Here is a 15735-nt window from a genome sequence, read left to right on the forward strand (position 1 = left end):
CGCGTGCGGACCAGTGCCTATGCATCACCCCCATTGTATGGCTAGATGGTGCTGGCGGCGGGGCTCTAGGGTGGGGCACCGCCGCCTGTCCGCAGTGTCTAGCTCATGCTGTCCAGTCCGAGCAGCGCCGCCCCGATGGCCCCGCAGAGCTGTGACTCCTCATGGGTGCGCACGGGTGCCCCCAGCACGTCCTCCAGGGCCCTCACCACACCGGCATTGTTGGCGACGCCGCCGGTCATGAGGTAGGGCGCCTCCCCCCTCACGCGCTTGGCCAGGGTGGCGGTCTTGCGCGCCACGCTCTCGCAGAGGCCGTGGATGATGTCGGGCACAGGCGTGTCCTGGGCCACCAGCGAGACGACCTCGCTCTCCGCGAACACGGTGCACATGCTGGAGATCCTGACGTCCCTCTTCCATGTGAGCCCTGTGGCGCAGAACTCGTCGAGCGGCATCTCCAGCGCGCGGGCCATCATCTCCATGAAGCGACCGGTGCCGGCGGCGCACTTGTCGTTCATGACGAAGTTGAGGACGTTGCCGTTCTCATCCAGATGGATGACCTTGGAGTCCTGCCCGCCGATGTCGATGATCGTGCGCGCCTCGGGCGCCAGAAGGTGCGCGCCGCGGGCGTGGCAGGTGATCTCGGTGATGGAGCTGTCCATGTCGGGGATGCTGTCACGCCCGTAGCCGGTGGCAACCTTGAGGGCCATGTCATCCTCGGAAAGGCCCGCCCTTCCGAGCACCTCGGCCTTTGCACGCCGGGCGCTCTCGGTTGCCTTTGCACCCGTGGGCACGATGACGCTCGCCACCACCTCGCCCGCCCCATCCACGATGGCCGCATCGGTGGAGGTGGAGCCGGAGTCCACGCCGAGCACATAGGTCTGCCCTCCTGGTGCCGTGCGTGTCGTGGTGGCATCCGCGTCGGTGCCGCGCAGCGCCTCGCCAAACGCCTCGAGCCGCGTGCGCAGCTGGCCGGCGCTCTGCGAGCTGCCGTCCGTCTCGACCTTGACCATGGGAACGTCCTCCCTCGTGGTGAGTGCGGCGTACTCGAAGCCGTAGTAGTCGCAGAACTTCATGGTGTGATAGATGATGCCACGCTGGCCCTCCGCCCCCACGAGCCGCGTGCGTGCGCTGGCGTCCGTCATGCGCATGCAGGGCATCTGGTCGAGGAGCGCATCGGCGTACCAGTCCAGGAAGTCGTCCAAGGGTCCCCCGTCCGCCTCGCGCGCCTCGCAGGCGGCGCATGATGCCGGGGACTGGGCGCGGGCCAGGCGTGCCGGGGGAGACGCGAGCACATGTCGCTCGGTGCAGGTGCGGTTCTCCACGGGTCGATCGATGGCGGAGGAGATGGCGTCGAGCAGGGAGGACGTGGCGTGCGCCCCCAGCAGGGAGATGGGCGCGTGCTCGCGGGGCAGCGGCGGCACGAACGCCGCGAGGGCCGCCCCGGCGTCAAAGCCGCGTCCGCTGTAGGCGGCATAGCGCTCGGCAAGGTCGGCCAGGCGCGCGCGAAAGAGCCTGCGTGCCGCCGCGTCACGGTGATGGGGCAGGTCGAGCAGATAGGCAAAGTCGAGGTTCCCGCGCTCACACACCACGTCGTAGGCACGGCGGATCACATCACAGCAGGTGACGAGCACCACCTCGTGCACGTCTGACGCCAACAGCCGCTCTATGAGTCCCTTGCCGTAGCCACAGAGGTTGGGATGGGCGAGGCGATCCGCCTCGTCAAAGGAAGGCACGTCCGCCTCGGCCAGGCGCGCCTGGGCACCAAGGCCCGCCAGCAGCTCCGTGGGCGTGTACTTGCAGGCATAGTAGACCGTATGCGTCACGGTATCGGCGCATGTCGCCGTCATGTCCCCTCCCTCCGCGTGCGCAGCAGTTCCAGGAAGGCCGAGAGGCGCGTGGACATCTGGCCCTCCATGCAGTTGGCGCGCTCGCAGGCATCCCCGTCAAGCACCAGCACGGGCAGGCCCTCGGCCTCGAGCCTCGTACGCATGAGCTGGGCGGCGCCCGCCGTCTGCTTGCAGCCCCAGTGGCAGAACACCACCACCCCGTCGGCCCCGGTCTTTCGGGCCAGCCTGCTCAGGCACCTGACGCGACGCTCCGCGGGTCCGTTGAAGCAGCTCCTGCTCACGCGTTCCGCCATGGCCTCAAAGGGGTGGTCGGCACCGAAGAGGCGCTCCTCGCCGGGGGCGGGCACGTGATTGAACATCATGTCGGAGGCGACGATCTGCGCCTCCTGCGAATGGTCTATGTGCTCTGCGATGGACCCCAGGAAGTAGGGGGAGACGTGCGCCCACACCAGGTTGATGCCCCGGTAGGCGGGTGCCTCCCGGTAGTCCTCGCACATGTGGCTGGCAAGCCGCGCCGCCTCGGGCGTGCCCAACGAGAGCATGAGATCCAGCATCTCCATCATGTCGAGCGTCATGGTGTTGGCCAGGTACCTCCCGCGCCTCAGGGGCAGGCTCTCTGCGAGGGTGTCCTGTGTCGCGAGGGAGCGCGTCACCATCTCGTGGAGCAGCTCCTCGTCCAGCGTACGCCCATAGGCCTCCCCGACGTCGCGGGCGACCGCGCGCAGCTGGTCGGCCACATACCCGATGGAGTCGCGCGTGGTCTCATAGGGCACATCCACATAGGCAAAGGGAACGTCCCACCTTCGGGCGAGCTCGCGAAACGTGAGGTTGTTGGCATCGCAGGCGACGGAGGTCGCCGCCAGGTACCTGCGCGGCCGCAGGATGCCGGAGGTGGCCAGCCCCATGAGCACGCGGTGGTACGAACAGTACGTCTCGGGAAAGCCCGCCCCCTCGGCCTGTCCGATGAAGGCGCTCTCCGCCTGGGCACCGCTCACGAACGATGCCACGGCCTCGGCCGTCACGGGCATGAGGTGCAGGGCACGAAAGAGCTCGTTGGGCATGAAGATGCTGGTGATCACGGAGTTCTCCGCGTCGGCCATGGCATCCACCACGGAGTTCATGAAGAGCGCATAGCCCTCCCTGCCCGAGCGCAGGAATCTCCCGTCGGGCAACAGGCGGGACTTTCGCGCCATGAGCTTGAAGCCCATCATGAGCCACTGACGTACCCTGTCGGGCCGTGACTCCAGGTTGCGTGCGGCCACATCGCCGTACCACCCTATGATGCGGTCGCCCACGCTCCGCTGTGCCATGACCCTCCCCACATGTCGCTGCGTACGATGCGGCCCTAGCTTACGAGTTCGGTGATCTCGAAGGTCTGCCTGCTGGCCTCGATGGCCTCCCGCGGCCCAAACACGCATACGGCATGGTGGTGGGGAAGCCCCTCGAGCGCCTTGGCCGCCGCACGGATGTCATCCGCCGTCACCGCCAGCATCTGTGCGCGCATGCGGTCGCGCCACGTGGCGGGTCTGCCGGCGAAGTAGTCGCCGTCCTGCCTGCGCGCGAGGGCGCGCGCCTTGAGTGGCGCGTCGTGACCGGCGACGGTCGACACGATGTAGCCCTCGAGCTCCTCCGGGCCGCCATCCCAGGCGGCAAGCCAGGATGCCGTGCCCTCGTAACGGGCGAGCGTGTCATCGACGCTGGGGTCGCGATACGACCAGAACTGCCTGAGCCCCAGGGGCGTTCGCCTGAAGCCCACCCCATAGGCGCCGCCCCTCACGCGGACGGCATTCCATAGGTAGTCATAGGAGAGCACGCGCGAGATCACCTGCCAGGTGCCCAGACCCAACTGGTCGCCTGTGGCCCGGGCATCGCCCTCGCAGACGTAGCTTACGGTGGAGGGAATGACGAAGGCCTCGTTGGTGGGGGTGGGCTGCGGCATCTCGAGCCGAGTGTCACAGGGTGCGGCCGCGCTCAGGCCCAGGGTGCCCCCCAGCTCCCAGAAGCGCGTGCAGTCGGCCATGGAGCCGGTGAGGCTCACGGTCACGCCATCGGCCACGAAGATGCGGCGGCAGAGGTCGCCCAGCCGCTCGGCCAGGTCATCCGCGCGCTCGTCCCAGTGGGCGAGCAGGTCCTTCACGAACAGGTAGTAGTCGATGCCACTCATGCGATCCGAGAGCGCGGCGCCGCGGGAGTAGTGCGTGGAGAGCCGCGCCATGCCTGCGGAATGGCCCGCCCCCGTGAAGTACTGGTCGAGACCCACACGCTGCTGCATGAGCTGCTCGAAGATGCGGTCGCCATCGGCGAACGACGTGGTGCCCCACACCTCGGTGGGCAGCGTGGCCAGCGCGTCCAGATGTTCGGAGAGCGCGCTCGCGCTCGCCACCATGAAGGGCCGCGTCTCATCGGCCTCGTCCGTCGCGTAGACGTTGGTGAAGAACGAGAGGTCGCCCAGCTGCTCCTCGACGAGCATGTCCAGCTCGGCGGCCGTGTGCGCCGCCGTGTCCAGGTTGCCGAGCAAGGTGGCCAGCACGCCCACGTAGGGGAGGTCATCCAAGGAGAGGTGTCTCAGGTCGAAGTAGTGATAGGCATAGGTGATGCGGTGTGTCCTCAACTCGTGATAGAGGCAGGGGAGTGGCGCCTGCAGCTCGCACAGCGCCTGTTCGGCAGGGGCATCCCCGATGTCCGTCACGCTCAGGCGGGGGAGCTTGGCCAGGTCCTCCGGCGCGTCTGGCGCCTCCTGCTCGTCGCGCAGTGCCGCCACCTCGGCACGCACGCGCTCGAGCCCCTCTGCGCCCATGCTCGCGGGACCCGCCGTGCCGTCCTGCTTCGCCTGCTCGACGGGATCCAGCTCCACCTCGGCATTGTGGGCGCTCTCGGGCACCAGCTCGCGCAGGAGCGTCTCGAAGTAGCCCTGGTCCAGCTGGTCGCGCATGTGGTCGATGGCGTCCTGGTACCGCAGGTAGTCCACGGGTCGGTCATCGTCGTAGAGCCAGCTCGAGAGCGCCGCCATCGAGAGCGCGACGCCGTCGGCGACGCCACCGAAGTCGCCCTCTCGTAGGTTGAATTCCGCCTGCGCGAGCGATGCGACCAGGCGCTGGCGCTCGATGCCGTCCGTGCAGAGCCTGCGGCAGGTGTCCTCCACCAGGGTGCGGAACTCCTGCGCGACCTGCGGCCTCGCCCCCTTGAGGTCAAAGATCACGACCGGTTGCAGGGTGGCGTCCATGAGATAGGCGCTGAGGTCGTCACCCAGGCCGCTGTCCAGCACGGCGCGCTTGAGCGGAGCCTCGTTGGATCCCGTGAGGGCGTCCAGCAGCACGTCCACCGCGAGCACGCGCTCGCGCTCGGCGGCCGTGCCGAGCACATAGGCCAGGCCAATCGTGGCGTTGTCGGGCGAGGTGACCATCTCCACGCGTCGCAGCGCCGGTGTGACGGGTGCCTGCAGTGCCAGCGGGTTGGGTGCTCCTGCCGCCTGGGTGCGCGCACCGTCAAAGCGCGCGCCGATGAAGGCCAGCTCCCGCTCGATGTCCAGGTTGCCATAGAGGATGGTGTAGCTGTTCTCGAGGGTGTAGTGGCGCGCGTGGGTGTCCAGGAACTCCTCATAGCTCAGGCTCGGGATGACCTTGGGGTCGCCACCGGACTCGAAGCCATAGGCCGTCTGGGGGAAGAGCTGCTCGTTCAGGGCCTGCATGAGCACCTCGTCCGGATTGGAGAGGGCGCCCTGCATCTCGTTGTAGACCACGCCGTTGTAGGAGAGCACTCCCTCGTCCGTGGCCTCGAGATGCCAGCCCTCCTGCTCGAAGATGCGCAGGCGGCGATAGATGGCGGGGTGCAACACCGCGTCCAGGTAGACGTCCATGAGGTTCTCGAGGTCCCGGACGTTGGTGGAGGCCACGGGGTAGATGGTCTTGTCGGGAAAGGTCATGGCGTTCAGAAAGGTCTGCATGGACGTCTTGATGAGGTTGACGAAGGGCTCCTTGACGGGGAACCGCTCGCTCCCGCAGAGCACGGAGTGCTCCAGGATGTGGAAGACGCCGGTGCTGTTGGCGGGCGGCGTCTTGAAGGCGATGGCAAAGCTCCGGTTGTCATCATCCACATCGAGCCACATCACGCGGGCGCCGGAACGATGACGATAGATGTGCGCCGTGCCCGAGAGCTCGCTCAGGGGTTCCGTGGCGATATGGGTGAAGTCCTGGTTCATACGGATCCTCTCGTTGGGTCGCCCGATTGTAGCGGGTGCGTGGGACGTTCGTGTGATTGTGCCATACACATACGGCCGCGCGTGAGGCGTACTGCGGCATGCCGCGGGCCTTTGCGGCCCTGAGGCCGCGACAGGAACCAGGCCGCCGCGCATCCGCATGCCACGACGGCCTGGCCCCGCGTATGTCTGGCGTGGACTCCCCTACTTGATGACCAGCGTGTCGCATTTGGCGTTACGGGTGAGGTAGGTGGAGATGGAACCCAGGAGCGCATATTTGATGGACGAGAGGCCACGCGCGCCACAGATGATGAGATCCGGGTGGATGACGTCGATCATCTCCTCCTTGAGGGTCTCGCGGATGCGACCGGCCTTGACGATGACCTCCACCTTCTTGATGGCATCCTCCGACCGTGCCTTTGCCACGTCCACTGCGATGGACTCACGGAAGCTCTTCTCTAGGGCGGCGATGAGCTCGCCTGGATAGGTGCCTGCCGCCTCGAGTGCCGTGGAGTCGATCACATGGCCGATGTAGAGCTCGGCATTGTTGTTTGCCGCCACGATGGTGGCTCGGCCCAACACCTTCTGCTGCATCTCGGTGCCATCCAGCGTCACGAAGATCTTGTCGTACCCCAGGCTTTGATAGTCAGTCATGGTGAGCGCCTCCTGCCGTGATAGGGTCATGGTCCCTGTGGGTGAGTCTACCCGTCTCCCCGTCGTTCCTTCGCAGCCCGTGGGCCTGCGTGACCCGCATTCCGTGAGCGGCCCGTGGTGGGCACATGGTTGTCTTGTGGGAAGGGAGGGGCGGTGGTGCCGTTGCGTCATCATGGATGGGCATCTGAAGCTGGGGAAGGGAATGTGCTTGAACCTCATCGAGCTGTTGAAGGCCATACTGTACGGCATCGTCGAGGGCATCACGGAATGGCTGCCCATCTCGTCTACGGGCCACATGCTGCTGCTGCAGCGGGTCATGCCGCTTGCCGTGACGGCGGACTTCTGGGACATGTTCCTCGTGGTCATTCAGCTCGGCGCCATCCTGGCCGTGTGCGTGCTCTTCTTTGGGCGGCTCAATCCCTTCTCCCGCCATAAGGATGCGGCAGGGCGCCGTGGGACCTGGGCGCTCTGGGCCAAGATCGTGGTCGCCACCATCCCCGCCGCCATCATCGGCCTGCCCTTGAACGATTGGATCGATGAGCACCTGCAGTCCTCTCCCGTCATTGCCGCCGCGCTCATCGTCTATGGCGCTGCGTTCATCGTGATCGAGACGGTGCGGTCCCGGCCCCGGCATGCGGTGGGGGCGCATGCCGTCCAGACGGTCGCCGACGACGACCGTGCCCGCGTGCGGGACATGACCGAGCTGGGCTTTCCGACGGCCATCGGCATTGGCATCTTCCAGGTGCTCTCCCTGGTGCCGGGCACCTCGCGCTCCGGATCGACCATCATCGGTGGCCTGATCCTGGGCTGCTCTCGCCCCGTTGCCGCAGAGTTCACGTTCTTCCTGGCCATCCCCACCATGTTTGGTGCCAGCGCCCTCAAGCTGGTCAAATTCTGTGCTGGTGGCAATGGCTTCTCGTCCTATGAGGGGTCCATCCTCACCGCGGGATGCATCGTGGCGTTCCTCGTGTCGCTTCTGGCCATCCGCTTCCTCATGGGCTTTGTCAAGAGGCACGACTTCAGGCCCTTTGGCGTGTACCGCATCATCCTGGGCGTCGCCGTGATCGCTGCCATGCAGCTGACGTAGGCATGGAAGACCCGGTGGTTCGAGAGGGCCGTGGTCGGGGCATTCGTCCCTGTCTCCCACTGGCTATAGGCAATTCAGGGCCCTGCGTCCCACACCGATGGACTAGACTGGGCCAATGCGGGGTAAACATGAATTCGTTTGAAGGGCGAGTTTGGGCACGTGGCTGCTCGACTCCAGGTAAATGGTCCAGGGGGCTTTCCCAACCTTTGGCCGCGAAGGGACACATATGCTGAATCATGCCACTGACATCTCACGTCGCACGTTCGTTGGCACGGGCCTCGCCGCCTCTGCGGCCCTGGTTCTGACCGCCTGCTCGGGTGATGGTGCGCCATCTCCCACGGCGTCGTCGGGTGACGTCTCGACCTCCTCGGCAACCAAGATCGATACGGACGCCTTCAACGGCCTGGTCGCCTCCGGGATCGTCGCGGACGATACGACCATCGCCGCCAGCTCCTGGGCGCAGGCCATCAAGGATCGCGGTACGCTCCTGCTGGGCGGGGTGGAGACATCCACGCTGTTCTCCCAGTTGGATGACACCGACGGCAAGGACTACGGCTTCGATGCCGGTCTGGCGCAGCTCCTCACGCGCTACGTCCTAGGGGATGCGGACAGGTACACGCTCACCCAGGTGACCTCCGACACGCGCGAGTCCGTCCTGCAGAATGGGCAGGTGGACTGCGTGTTCGCAACCTATTCCATCACGGATGACCGCAAGAGGGTCATCTCCTTCGCCGGCCCCTACTACGAGTCGCGCCAGGGCATCCTGGTCGCGCAGGACAACACCGACATCAACGGCATCGAGGACCTTGCCGGCAAGAACGTCGCCGTGCAGTCGGGCTCCACCGGTCCCGACCTGCTGAGCGAGGCCGCCCCCGACGCCAAGCAGCAGCTGTTCCAGACCTCCTCGGAGGCGGAGGAGGCACTCTCGCAGGGCCGGGTCGATGCCTATGCCTTTGATCTCACGCTGCTGGAGAGCGTGGTTGCCCAGCAGCCCGAGAGCTTCAAGATCGTGGGCGAGCCCTTTGGGACCGTCGACCCCTACGGCATCGGCCTGCCCCTCGGCTCCGATGGCGTCTCCTTCGTGAACGACTTCCTCCAGAAGGTGGAGGACGATGGCACCTGGGCGAAGCTGTGGCAGATCGCCATCGGTGACCGCACCAACCAGTCCACGGCTCCCGAGCCGCCGCAGGTGGGCAAGGCATAGGCTTGGGCCCAGCACAGGGGACCGACGTGCGGGAGACCCCCATACTGGGGTCCTCCCTTTGAGAGGAGGCGGGCATGGGGCTTAGCGAGCTTGTCGCCCAGTACGGCGACAGGTATCTTGCGGCGCTGCTCACGACCTGGGGCATGACCGCCGTGTCATTCGTGTTCGTGATGGTGCTGGCCCTGGCCGTCACCATCATGCGCACCTGTCCCATTGCGCCGCTCCGCCGCTTCGGTGACCTCTATGTGCAGGTGTTCCGCAACATCCCCGGCATCTCGCTGCTGGTGATTGTCGTGTACTCGCTGCCTCGTTTGGGTATCGTGCTCGACTACCTCCCCAGCGTGATCGTGGTCGTCTCGCTGGTGGCGTCATCGTTTGGCAGCGAGAACTTCATGAGCGGCATCAACACCATTCCCGTGGGCCAGATCGAGGCGGCGCGCTCCCTCGGCCTCACCTTTGGGCAGATCATGCGCCAGGTGGTGGTTCCCCAGGCCCTGCGGGCCACCATCCTGCCCATGACCAACCTGCTCATCGCCGTCATGCTCACCACGTCCCTCGGCTCGCAGGTGCCGCTTGATCCCAATGAGCTCACAGGTGTGGTCTCGTATGTCAACACGCATACGACGGGAGGTATCGTCGCGTTCGTGCTGTCGGCCCTAGGCTATGTCCTCACCGCGGTGGCAATTGGCTGGGCGGGCAACCATGTCGACAAGAGGGCGAGGGTCCTGCGATGAGCTCTCACACCCCCTCCATGCGCGACATGCTGTACGAGGCCCCAGGTCCTCGGGCGCGTCGCCGCATCCGTGTCTGGACGGCGGTGGGCAGCGTCCTGCTGCTGGCCCTCGTCGTCTTGGTGCTGAGGCAGTTCGCGCTGAAGGGACAGTTCGCGCCCCGCTACTGGGCGTTCTTCCTGCAACCCACCACCTGGGCGTTTCTGGGCACCGGCTTTCTGGGTACGCTGTGGGCCTCGTTGGCGGCGGGCGCCCTCGCCCTGATGCTGGGTCTCGTGCTCATGCTGGGGCGTATCAACGGGCCGATGGTGGTGCGTGGCGTCTGCCGCGTGGTCACCGACTTCTTCCGTGGTGTCCCCAGCCTGCTGCTCATCTACTTCTTCTTCCTGGTGCTTCCGCAGTATGGCATCAGCATGCAGCCCTTCTGGATGATCGTGCTCCCGGCGGGCCTCGCGGCATCGGGCGTGCTGGCAGAGGTGTTCCGGGCCGGCGTGAATGCGGTCCCCACGGGGCAGGTGGAGGCGGCCCTCTCCCTGGGTATGAGCCAGCGTGCTATCACCTTCAAGATCGTGCTGCCGCAGGCGGTGCGCTTCGTGATCCCCACGCTCATCTCGCAGCTCGTGGTGGTGGTCAAGGACACGACGCTGGCCTACGTGGTGAGCTATCCCGACATGATGCAGAACGCGCGCGTGCTGGTGAACAACTACAACGCGCTCGTCTCCACCTACCTCGTGGCGGCGGTCATCTACATCCTGCTCAACTACCTCATCAACAAGGCGGCCGCGCTGGTTGCCAGCCGCACGGGCGTGACCATCATGACACGCTCGAGCGCGCGTCCAATCTAGATCGGAAGGCACCATGGCACAGGACAGGAACGACAGCCTGGACAGGGACGCGCAGCCCGTTATCGAGCTGCGCCACGTGGAGAAGCACTTTGGCGACCTCCACGTGCTGAGGGACGTGAGCCTCAAGGTGGGCAAGGGAGAGGTGCTCGTGGTCATCGGACCCTCTGGTTCGGGCAAGTCAACGCTCATCCGCACCATCAACCGCCTGGAGACCATCGATGCGGGGGACATCCTCATCGAGGGTACGCCCCTCCCCCAGGAGGGGCGGCAGCTCGCCGCCATGCGGGCGAGGATCGGCATGGTGTTCCAGAGTTTCAACCTGTTTGCCCACAAGTCGATCCTGGACAACGTGACCATGGGTCCCGTCGAGGTGCTGGGCACCCCGCGCAAGCAGGCGGAGGACGAGGCACTGGAGCTGCTCAGGCGCGTGGGCGTGGCGGAGCAGGCGCACAAGGTCCCAGCTCAGCTCTCCGGCGGCCAACAGCAGCGCGTGGCCATCGCCCGCTCGCTGGCCATGCATCCCATGGCCATGCTCTTCGACGAGCCTACGAGCGCCCTCGATCCCGAGATGATCAACGAGGTGCTCGAGGTGATGGTCGAGCTCGCGCACGAGGGCATGACCATGATGGTCGTCACGCACGAGATGAACTTCGCTCGGCGCGTGGCCCACCGTGTGGTCTTCATGGCCGATGGACAGATCCTGGAGCAGGCTGCCCCGGACCGGTTCTTCGAGCATCCGGTGGCGCAGCGTGCCCGCGACTTCCTCGACTCCATCAAGGGACACTAGGTCACGGGTCTGCATGTCCCACTAGTGGGGGTGACGGGTGACAGGGGTGTGCCGTCGCCCATAGTTGGGAAGAAAACCCAAGCGGGACACGGCGGAGTCTCTCGTGCGCCAGGCATGTCTCCGAGGGGAGCTCGGATTCGAGCGCCCGTGACGATGCCGTAGTCACGTAATGGTGGCGTGGAAGCGAAGTGGCCCCAAGTGCGTGCTCGGTCGTATGCTCATGACGCGCAGGCGGCACCCACGGATGGCAAAAGCCCAGGATCGAGACTTTTTGAGATTCGCGCAGGCGTCAGATGGCTCCCAATTTCCCAATGGATTCGCCTTGCGCCCCAATCTCAGCACGCACTTGGGGCCACTTCGTTCCCCTGGGAACATAAGAGGGTGCCCGGTCTCAGCCGGAGCACCCATAACACCCTCCTACGAAAGCAGAAGCTAGCTGTTGACGGTCAGGACGTTGTTCGCGTACGACATGGGGGAGGCTCCTGCAGGCTCTATCACTCCAGGAACGCTGGGAAGGGTCTCCACCCCTCAGTGTTCGACCCGTAGGGCCTGGCATAGGCCCACTCGCGGGCGAGCGTCCAGACAGGCGGAAACCCCCAGCCGAAGCGTTGAAGTGCGATCCCGACCCATGAATATCATGGTTGCAACGTGCGTCGGCCCAGACACGCTTGAGGTTCTCGGCCGCACGGGATGATCACAGAATGGCGGCCCCATCCTCGAACGATGTCCTGGACTGGAACCGTTTATCAGATCTGCTGCATGTTGGCTGCGACGGACGAGTACCAGAAGTTGGCGTTGGGCGGGCAGTACTTCTTGGCCATCGACATCGTGAGGGCGCTGCCATAGCCCTTGGCAAGGCCACTCACATGCGCCGTGATGGCGGTGTCCCAGTCGCCCCAGCTGGAGCTTCCCCAGCCCCAGGCATTGTGCGGCTTGAAGCACACGGCACCCTTGCTGCTCTCCACGGCCGAGATGGCCGGGGAGAGGCGTGGGTCGACCCCGGAGTCCCAGGCGGCGCTGGCGAACGTGGCGCCGTGGCCGGCGAGGGGGGAGCCTGCGAGGTACCTGTCGATGCGCCCGGACCACTGCGCCACGAAGGTGGTCTTGTCGCTGCTCCAGCTGACCTGGTCGGCGTTGCCGGGGTTGCCTTTGGTGGAGGGCGAGTCACTCGGAGTGGTGGTGTCGGTGGTGGTGTTGGAGGAGTCATTCGAGGGGGTGTCCACCGTGGCGGTGTTGCCGCTCTCGGTGGAGAAGCTGCTGTCGCTGTTGGACGCGGCGTCTGCGAGGGCTGCGGCTTCGTCGGCCTCCTCCTGCCGCTGCTGCTCCTCCATCTGCCTCTGCATGTTCTCGCGGGCGTTGACGGCGTCATCCAGGGCGGCCTTTGCCTCCTGTTGCCTCTGCTCGGCCTCGGCCTTCTGGCCGTCGAGATCGCTCTTGGTGTCCTGGAGGTCCTTGGCCATGCTGACGAGGCCCTTGATCTGCTCGGAGTTATAGTCCGAGATGGCGTTCATGTACTCGATGTTCTCGATGAGGTCGCCCAGGCTCTCGGACGAGAGCAGGAGCTCGAAGATGCCCGCGGAACCTTCCTGCAGCTTGTACTGGGCGCGCACGCTCTGCGCGGCCGCGCTCTGCGCATCGGGCAGCTGCCGCTCGAGGTCGTCGATCTTCTGCTGGTTGTCATCGATCTTCTGCTGGATCTGACTGACCTTGTCGGTGGCGTCGTTATAGGCGGTGTTGCTGTCCTCCACCTTCTGCTGGAGGTCGTCGAGCGTCTCGGCCGAGATGGGCTTGGGGGATGCGATGCCCATGCTCAGGACAAGCGCACCCGTCGCGATGAGCGTCGTCGTCCGTGTGGTCCAGCTGTGCCTCGTTGTCAAGATGCGCCTCCCGGTCGAATGCCGATGACATCATTTATCATCAACATCTTACCTCGTGCTGCCCATGCACACGCATCCTGCAAAACTCTAGGGTGGAAGTTGAGGGTTTTGCAGGACCTGTGGACGGGCCCGGCATCCGAGGTCGCGCTAGGGGGAGAGCGGCGAGACGAATCCCGTGTCGATCACGATGTCGCAGCTGGCGTCGGGGTAGCGCAGGAGCACGGCGTCGGTGATGCGCCTGCGCAGCTCATCGTCGTCGATGGGGAGCCGCTCGGGACGATAGCAGTCCAGGCTCACATGCGCCGGTCCCCCTGCGACGGGATGGGTCACCTCCACATCGTGCACCGAAAGCGAGGGATCTATGCCCGCGAGGCGCGCGGCGAGCCAGTTGCGCAGGTCTGCCAGGCCGTTTGTGGTCTCGATGGGGTCGCAGTGGAGCACGATGCGCAGCCCCTCCTCCCGGAGGAGGTCGCGCTCGATGAGGTCGAGCACCTCGTGGCTATGGCGCACGGTGGTGTCCGCCGCCATCTCCACATGGGCGCTTGCGAACTGGCGCCCGGGGCCGTAGTCATGGATGAGCAGGTCGTGGGTGCCCAACACGCTGGGATAGCCCATGATTCTGTCGTAGACGCGACGGACGAGTGCGGTGGAGGGGGTCTGTCCCAGGAGGGGGTTGACGGTGTCGCGCATGAGGCCGATGCCGCTCGCCACGATGAGGACGGCCACGCCCAGGCTCGCCCATCCATCGAGCTGAACGTCGGTGAGCTGCGAGACGATGCCTGCCGCCAGGACGACCGAGGTGGTGATGACGTCGTTGCGCGAGTCGATGGCGGTGGCCTCGAGCACCTTTGAGCCGGTGCGCCGCCCCATGCTGTGGTTGAGACGCATCATACCGAGCTTGACGAGTATGGAGGCCCCGAGCGCGAGCACGGTGGGGACGTTGAAGTCGGTGGGCGTGGGCCAGAGGATGTGCTCGATGGAGCTGCGTCCCAGCTGTGCGCCCATGACCACGATCAGCATGGCGACGGCGAGGCCGGCAAGGTACTCGAAGCGGCCATGCCCAAAGGGGTGACCCTCGTCGGCGGGACGGCTGGCAAGTCTGAAGCCGATGAGGGCCACCACGTTGCTCGAGGCGTCCGAGAGGTTGTTGATGGCGTCCGCCACAACGGAGACGGAGCCCGCGAGCACGCCCGCGGCGCCCTTGCCGATGCTGAGCAGCACGTTGAGCAGGACGCAGGTGACGCTCGAAAGGCGTCCGTAGGCGGCGCGCGTGGCGGGGTCGTCCAGGTCGGTGGGGTCGGGGACCATGTGGGCGACGATGCGCGTGGCGAGGTCGTCGGATCGCCTGGGTTGGGATGGGTGCCCCATGGGCACCTCCTCTCGGATGCGTGGCGGGCAGGACGCGCGTGGCTAGGCGCAGACGACGTTGGTGGGCTCGCAGCCCTCCACCAGCAGCTCGATGACGGCATCGAGCCCCATGCGGATGAGTGCGTCGCTTGCCTCGCGCGAGACGTAAGCGGCGTGGGGCGTGACCACGCAGCGGGGGTGGTTGATGAGCTGCTGGTTGCGATGGGCTCCCTCGTCGGCGAGCACGTCGAGTGCCGCCGCCTGGATCTGACCGGCATCGAGGGCGTCTGCCAGGGCGTCCTCGTCGATGACGGGACCGCGCGACGTATTGACGAGGAAGGCGGTGGACTTCATGACCGCAAGCTCGTGGGGGCCTATGAGCCGTTCCGTCTGGGGGATGAGCGGGCAGTGCAGGCTCACCACATCCGAGGCGGCAAGCAGCTCGTCGAGGGTCGCGGCCTGTGCACAACCGGCCTCGGCAAGCTCCCCGGCGCTCTTGGTGGGCGCCCATACCAGCACGCGCATGCCCATCGCCCGGGCGATGGGCACCACGGCGCGGGCGATGTTGCCAAAGAAGACGAGTCCCAGCGTCTGTTCCTGCGTGCGATGCATCTCGTAGCCCTGGTGCGGGTCCCATGCGCCGCCCACTACCGTGCGGTTGGAGAAGGTGACCTGGCGCTCGAGGTCGAGCATGAGCGCAATGGTGTGCAGGGCGACATCCTCCGCGCAGTAGCCGGGACAGTTGCTCGTGAGCACTCCCTGCCGTGCGAGGCCCGCCACGTCCATGTGGTTGAGGCCGATGGAGAGGCTGGCGATCAAGCGTATGCCCGCATGGGCCATCATGTCCACCGCCTCGTCGCGTACGGGCATGAGTTCACCCAGGATGGCCTCGTGGCCAGCGACCTGCTCGGCCGCCGGGACGGTCATGGGGGCGTGGGCGATGCCCGTGAGCTCGAACTCTTCCTCGAGGCCGGCATCGCGCAGGTAGCCTTGGGCATAGCTCGTCGAGCCGTCCGAGGTGTAGAGCAGTATCCTGTGCCGCGTCGCCATGCGTGCCTCCCTGGTACGTTGTATCCTCCCGAGTATATCGAAGGCGCCCGTGCCCCCTCGATACGTGAGGGATGCCGACCAAAGTGCACACGCAACGCATTTTCCATGACGTCT

Annotated in this window: 12 protein-coding genes; 5 read left to right on the top strand and 7 right to left on the bottom strand. The window is 65.9% G+C overall.

Features of this window, described 5'->3' with window-relative positions:
- Positions 1–98: 98 nt before the first annotated feature.
- The 4 genes from J2S71_RS06875 to J2S71_RS06890 form a co-directional block, all read right to left on the bottom strand.
- Positions 99–1844: an acyl-CoA dehydratase activase gene (locus J2S71_RS06875; protein WP_307390100.1), complete on the bottom strand. Its 1746-nt coding sequence runs from the start codon at positions 1842–1844 to the stop codon at positions 99–101.
- The gene (locus J2S71_RS06880; RefSeq protein WP_307390103.1) at positions 1841–3154 is read right to left on the bottom strand and encodes a 2-hydroxyacyl-CoA dehydratase subunit D; all 1314 of its coding nucleotides are present in this window, start codon (positions 3152–3154) and stop codon (positions 1841–1843) included. Before J2S71_RS06880 ends, J2S71_RS06875 begins: the two co-directional genes overlap by 4 nt.
- A gap of 35 nt (positions 3155–3189) precedes the next feature.
- Positions 3190–6042: an insulinase family protein gene (locus J2S71_RS06885; protein ID WP_307390106.1), complete on the bottom strand. Its 2853-nt coding sequence runs from the start codon at positions 6040–6042 to the stop codon at positions 3190–3192.
- 201 nt (positions 6043–6243) lie between these two features.
- Positions 6244–6693 carry a universal stress protein gene (locus J2S71_RS06890; protein WP_021725294.1) on the bottom strand — a complete coding sequence of 150 codons (450 nt, stop codon included), beginning with the start codon at positions 6691–6693 and terminating at the stop codon, positions 6244–6246.
- A gap of 208 nt (positions 6694–6901) precedes the next feature.
- Here J2S71_RS06890 and J2S71_RS06895 point away from each other — a divergent pair, with 208 nt between their 5' ends.
- From J2S71_RS06895 to J2S71_RS06915, 5 genes are all read left to right on the top strand, one after another.
- Positions 6902–7780, top strand: a complete 879-nt coding sequence (locus J2S71_RS06895) for an undecaprenyl-diphosphate phosphatase (protein WP_021725328.1) — start codon at positions 6902–6904, stop codon at positions 7778–7780.
- 226 nt (positions 7781–8006) lie between these two features.
- Positions 8007–8984 carry a glutamate ABC transporter substrate-binding protein gene (locus tag J2S71_RS06900; RefSeq protein WP_307390110.1) on the top strand — a complete coding sequence of 326 codons (978 nt, stop codon included), beginning with the start codon at positions 8007–8009 and terminating at the stop codon, positions 8982–8984.
- 74 nt (positions 8985–9058) lie between these two features.
- Positions 9059–9718: an amino acid ABC transporter permease gene (locus J2S71_RS06905; protein ID WP_021725285.1), complete on the top strand. Its 660-nt coding sequence runs from the start codon at positions 9059–9061 to the stop codon at positions 9716–9718.
- Entirely contained in the window at positions 9715–10560 is an 846-nt protein-coding gene (locus J2S71_RS06910; protein ID WP_307390114.1) for an amino acid ABC transporter permease, read from the top strand. The genes J2S71_RS06905 and J2S71_RS06910 overlap by 4 nt, the downstream gene beginning before the upstream one ends.
- A 13-nt stretch (positions 10561–10573) precedes the next feature.
- Positions 10574–11347: an amino acid ABC transporter ATP-binding protein gene (locus J2S71_RS06915; RefSeq protein ID WP_307390117.1), complete on the top strand. Its 774-nt coding sequence runs from the start codon at positions 10574–10576 to the stop codon at positions 11345–11347.
- A gap of 746 nt (positions 11348–12093) precedes the next feature.
- Here the strand turns inward: J2S71_RS06915 and J2S71_RS06920 are convergent.
- From J2S71_RS06920 to J2S71_RS06930, 3 genes are all read right to left on the bottom strand, one after another.
- Positions 12094–13224, bottom strand: coding sequence for a coiled-coil domain-containing protein (locus J2S71_RS06920; protein ID WP_307390120.1), 1131 nt, complete (start codon positions 13222–13224; stop codon positions 12094–12096).
- Between the two features lie 147 nt (positions 13225–13371).
- Positions 13372–14592, bottom strand: coding sequence for a cation diffusion facilitator family transporter (locus tag J2S71_RS06925; RefSeq protein ID WP_307390123.1), 1221 nt, complete (start codon positions 14590–14592; stop codon positions 13372–13374).
- Positions 14593–14634: 42 nt separating this feature from the next.
- Complete coding sequence (locus J2S71_RS06930; RefSeq protein WP_307390126.1) at positions 14635–15621, bottom strand: NAD(P)-dependent oxidoreductase; 987 nt, start codon at positions 15619–15621, stop codon at positions 14635–14637.
- Positions 15622–15735 lie beyond the last annotated feature (114 nt).

The sequence above is a fragment of the Olsenella profusa DSM 13989 genome, from assembly GCF_030811115.1.
Taxonomy (GTDB): domain Bacteria; phylum Actinomycetota; class Coriobacteriia; order Coriobacteriales; family Atopobiaceae; genus Olsenella_F; species Olsenella_F profusa.

Excerpts from the sequence above, each read along its gene's own strand:
- J2S71_RS06905 (WP_021725285.1), top strand. The coding sequence starts at position 9,059 with ATGGGGCTTAGCGAGCTTGTCGCCCAGTACGGCGACAGGTATCTTGCG.
- J2S71_RS06910 (WP_307390114.1), top strand. The coding sequence starts at position 9,715 with ATGAGCTCTCACACCCCCTCCATGCGCGACATGCTGTACGAGGCCCCA.
- J2S71_RS06885 (WP_307390106.1), bottom strand. The coding sequence starts at position 6,042 with ATGAACCAGGACTTCACCCATATCGCCACGGAACCCCTGAGCGAGCTC.
- J2S71_RS06925 (WP_307390123.1), bottom strand. The coding sequence starts at position 14,592 with ATGGGGCACCCATCCCAACCCAGGCGATCCGACGACCTCGCCACGCGC.
- J2S71_RS06875 (WP_307390100.1), bottom strand. The coding sequence starts at position 1,844 with ATGACGGCGACATGCGCCGATACCGTGACGCATACGGTCTACTATGCC.
- J2S71_RS06930 (WP_307390126.1), bottom strand. The coding sequence starts at position 15,621 with ATGGCGACGCGGCACAGGATACTGCTCTACACCTCGGACGGCTCGACG.
- J2S71_RS06880 (WP_307390103.1), bottom strand. The coding sequence starts at position 3,154 with ATGGCACAGCGGAGCGTGGGCGACCGCATCATAGGGTGGTACGGCGAT.
- J2S71_RS06915 (WP_307390117.1), top strand. The coding sequence starts at position 10,574 with ATGGCACAGGACAGGAACGACAGCCTGGACAGGGACGCGCAGCCCGTT.
- J2S71_RS06900 (WP_307390110.1), top strand. The coding sequence starts at position 8,007 with ATGCTGAATCATGCCACTGACATCTCACGTCGCACGTTCGTTGGCACG.
- J2S71_RS06890 (WP_021725294.1), bottom strand. The coding sequence starts at position 6,693 with ATGACTGACTATCAAAGCCTGGGGTACGACAAGATCTTCGTGACGCTG.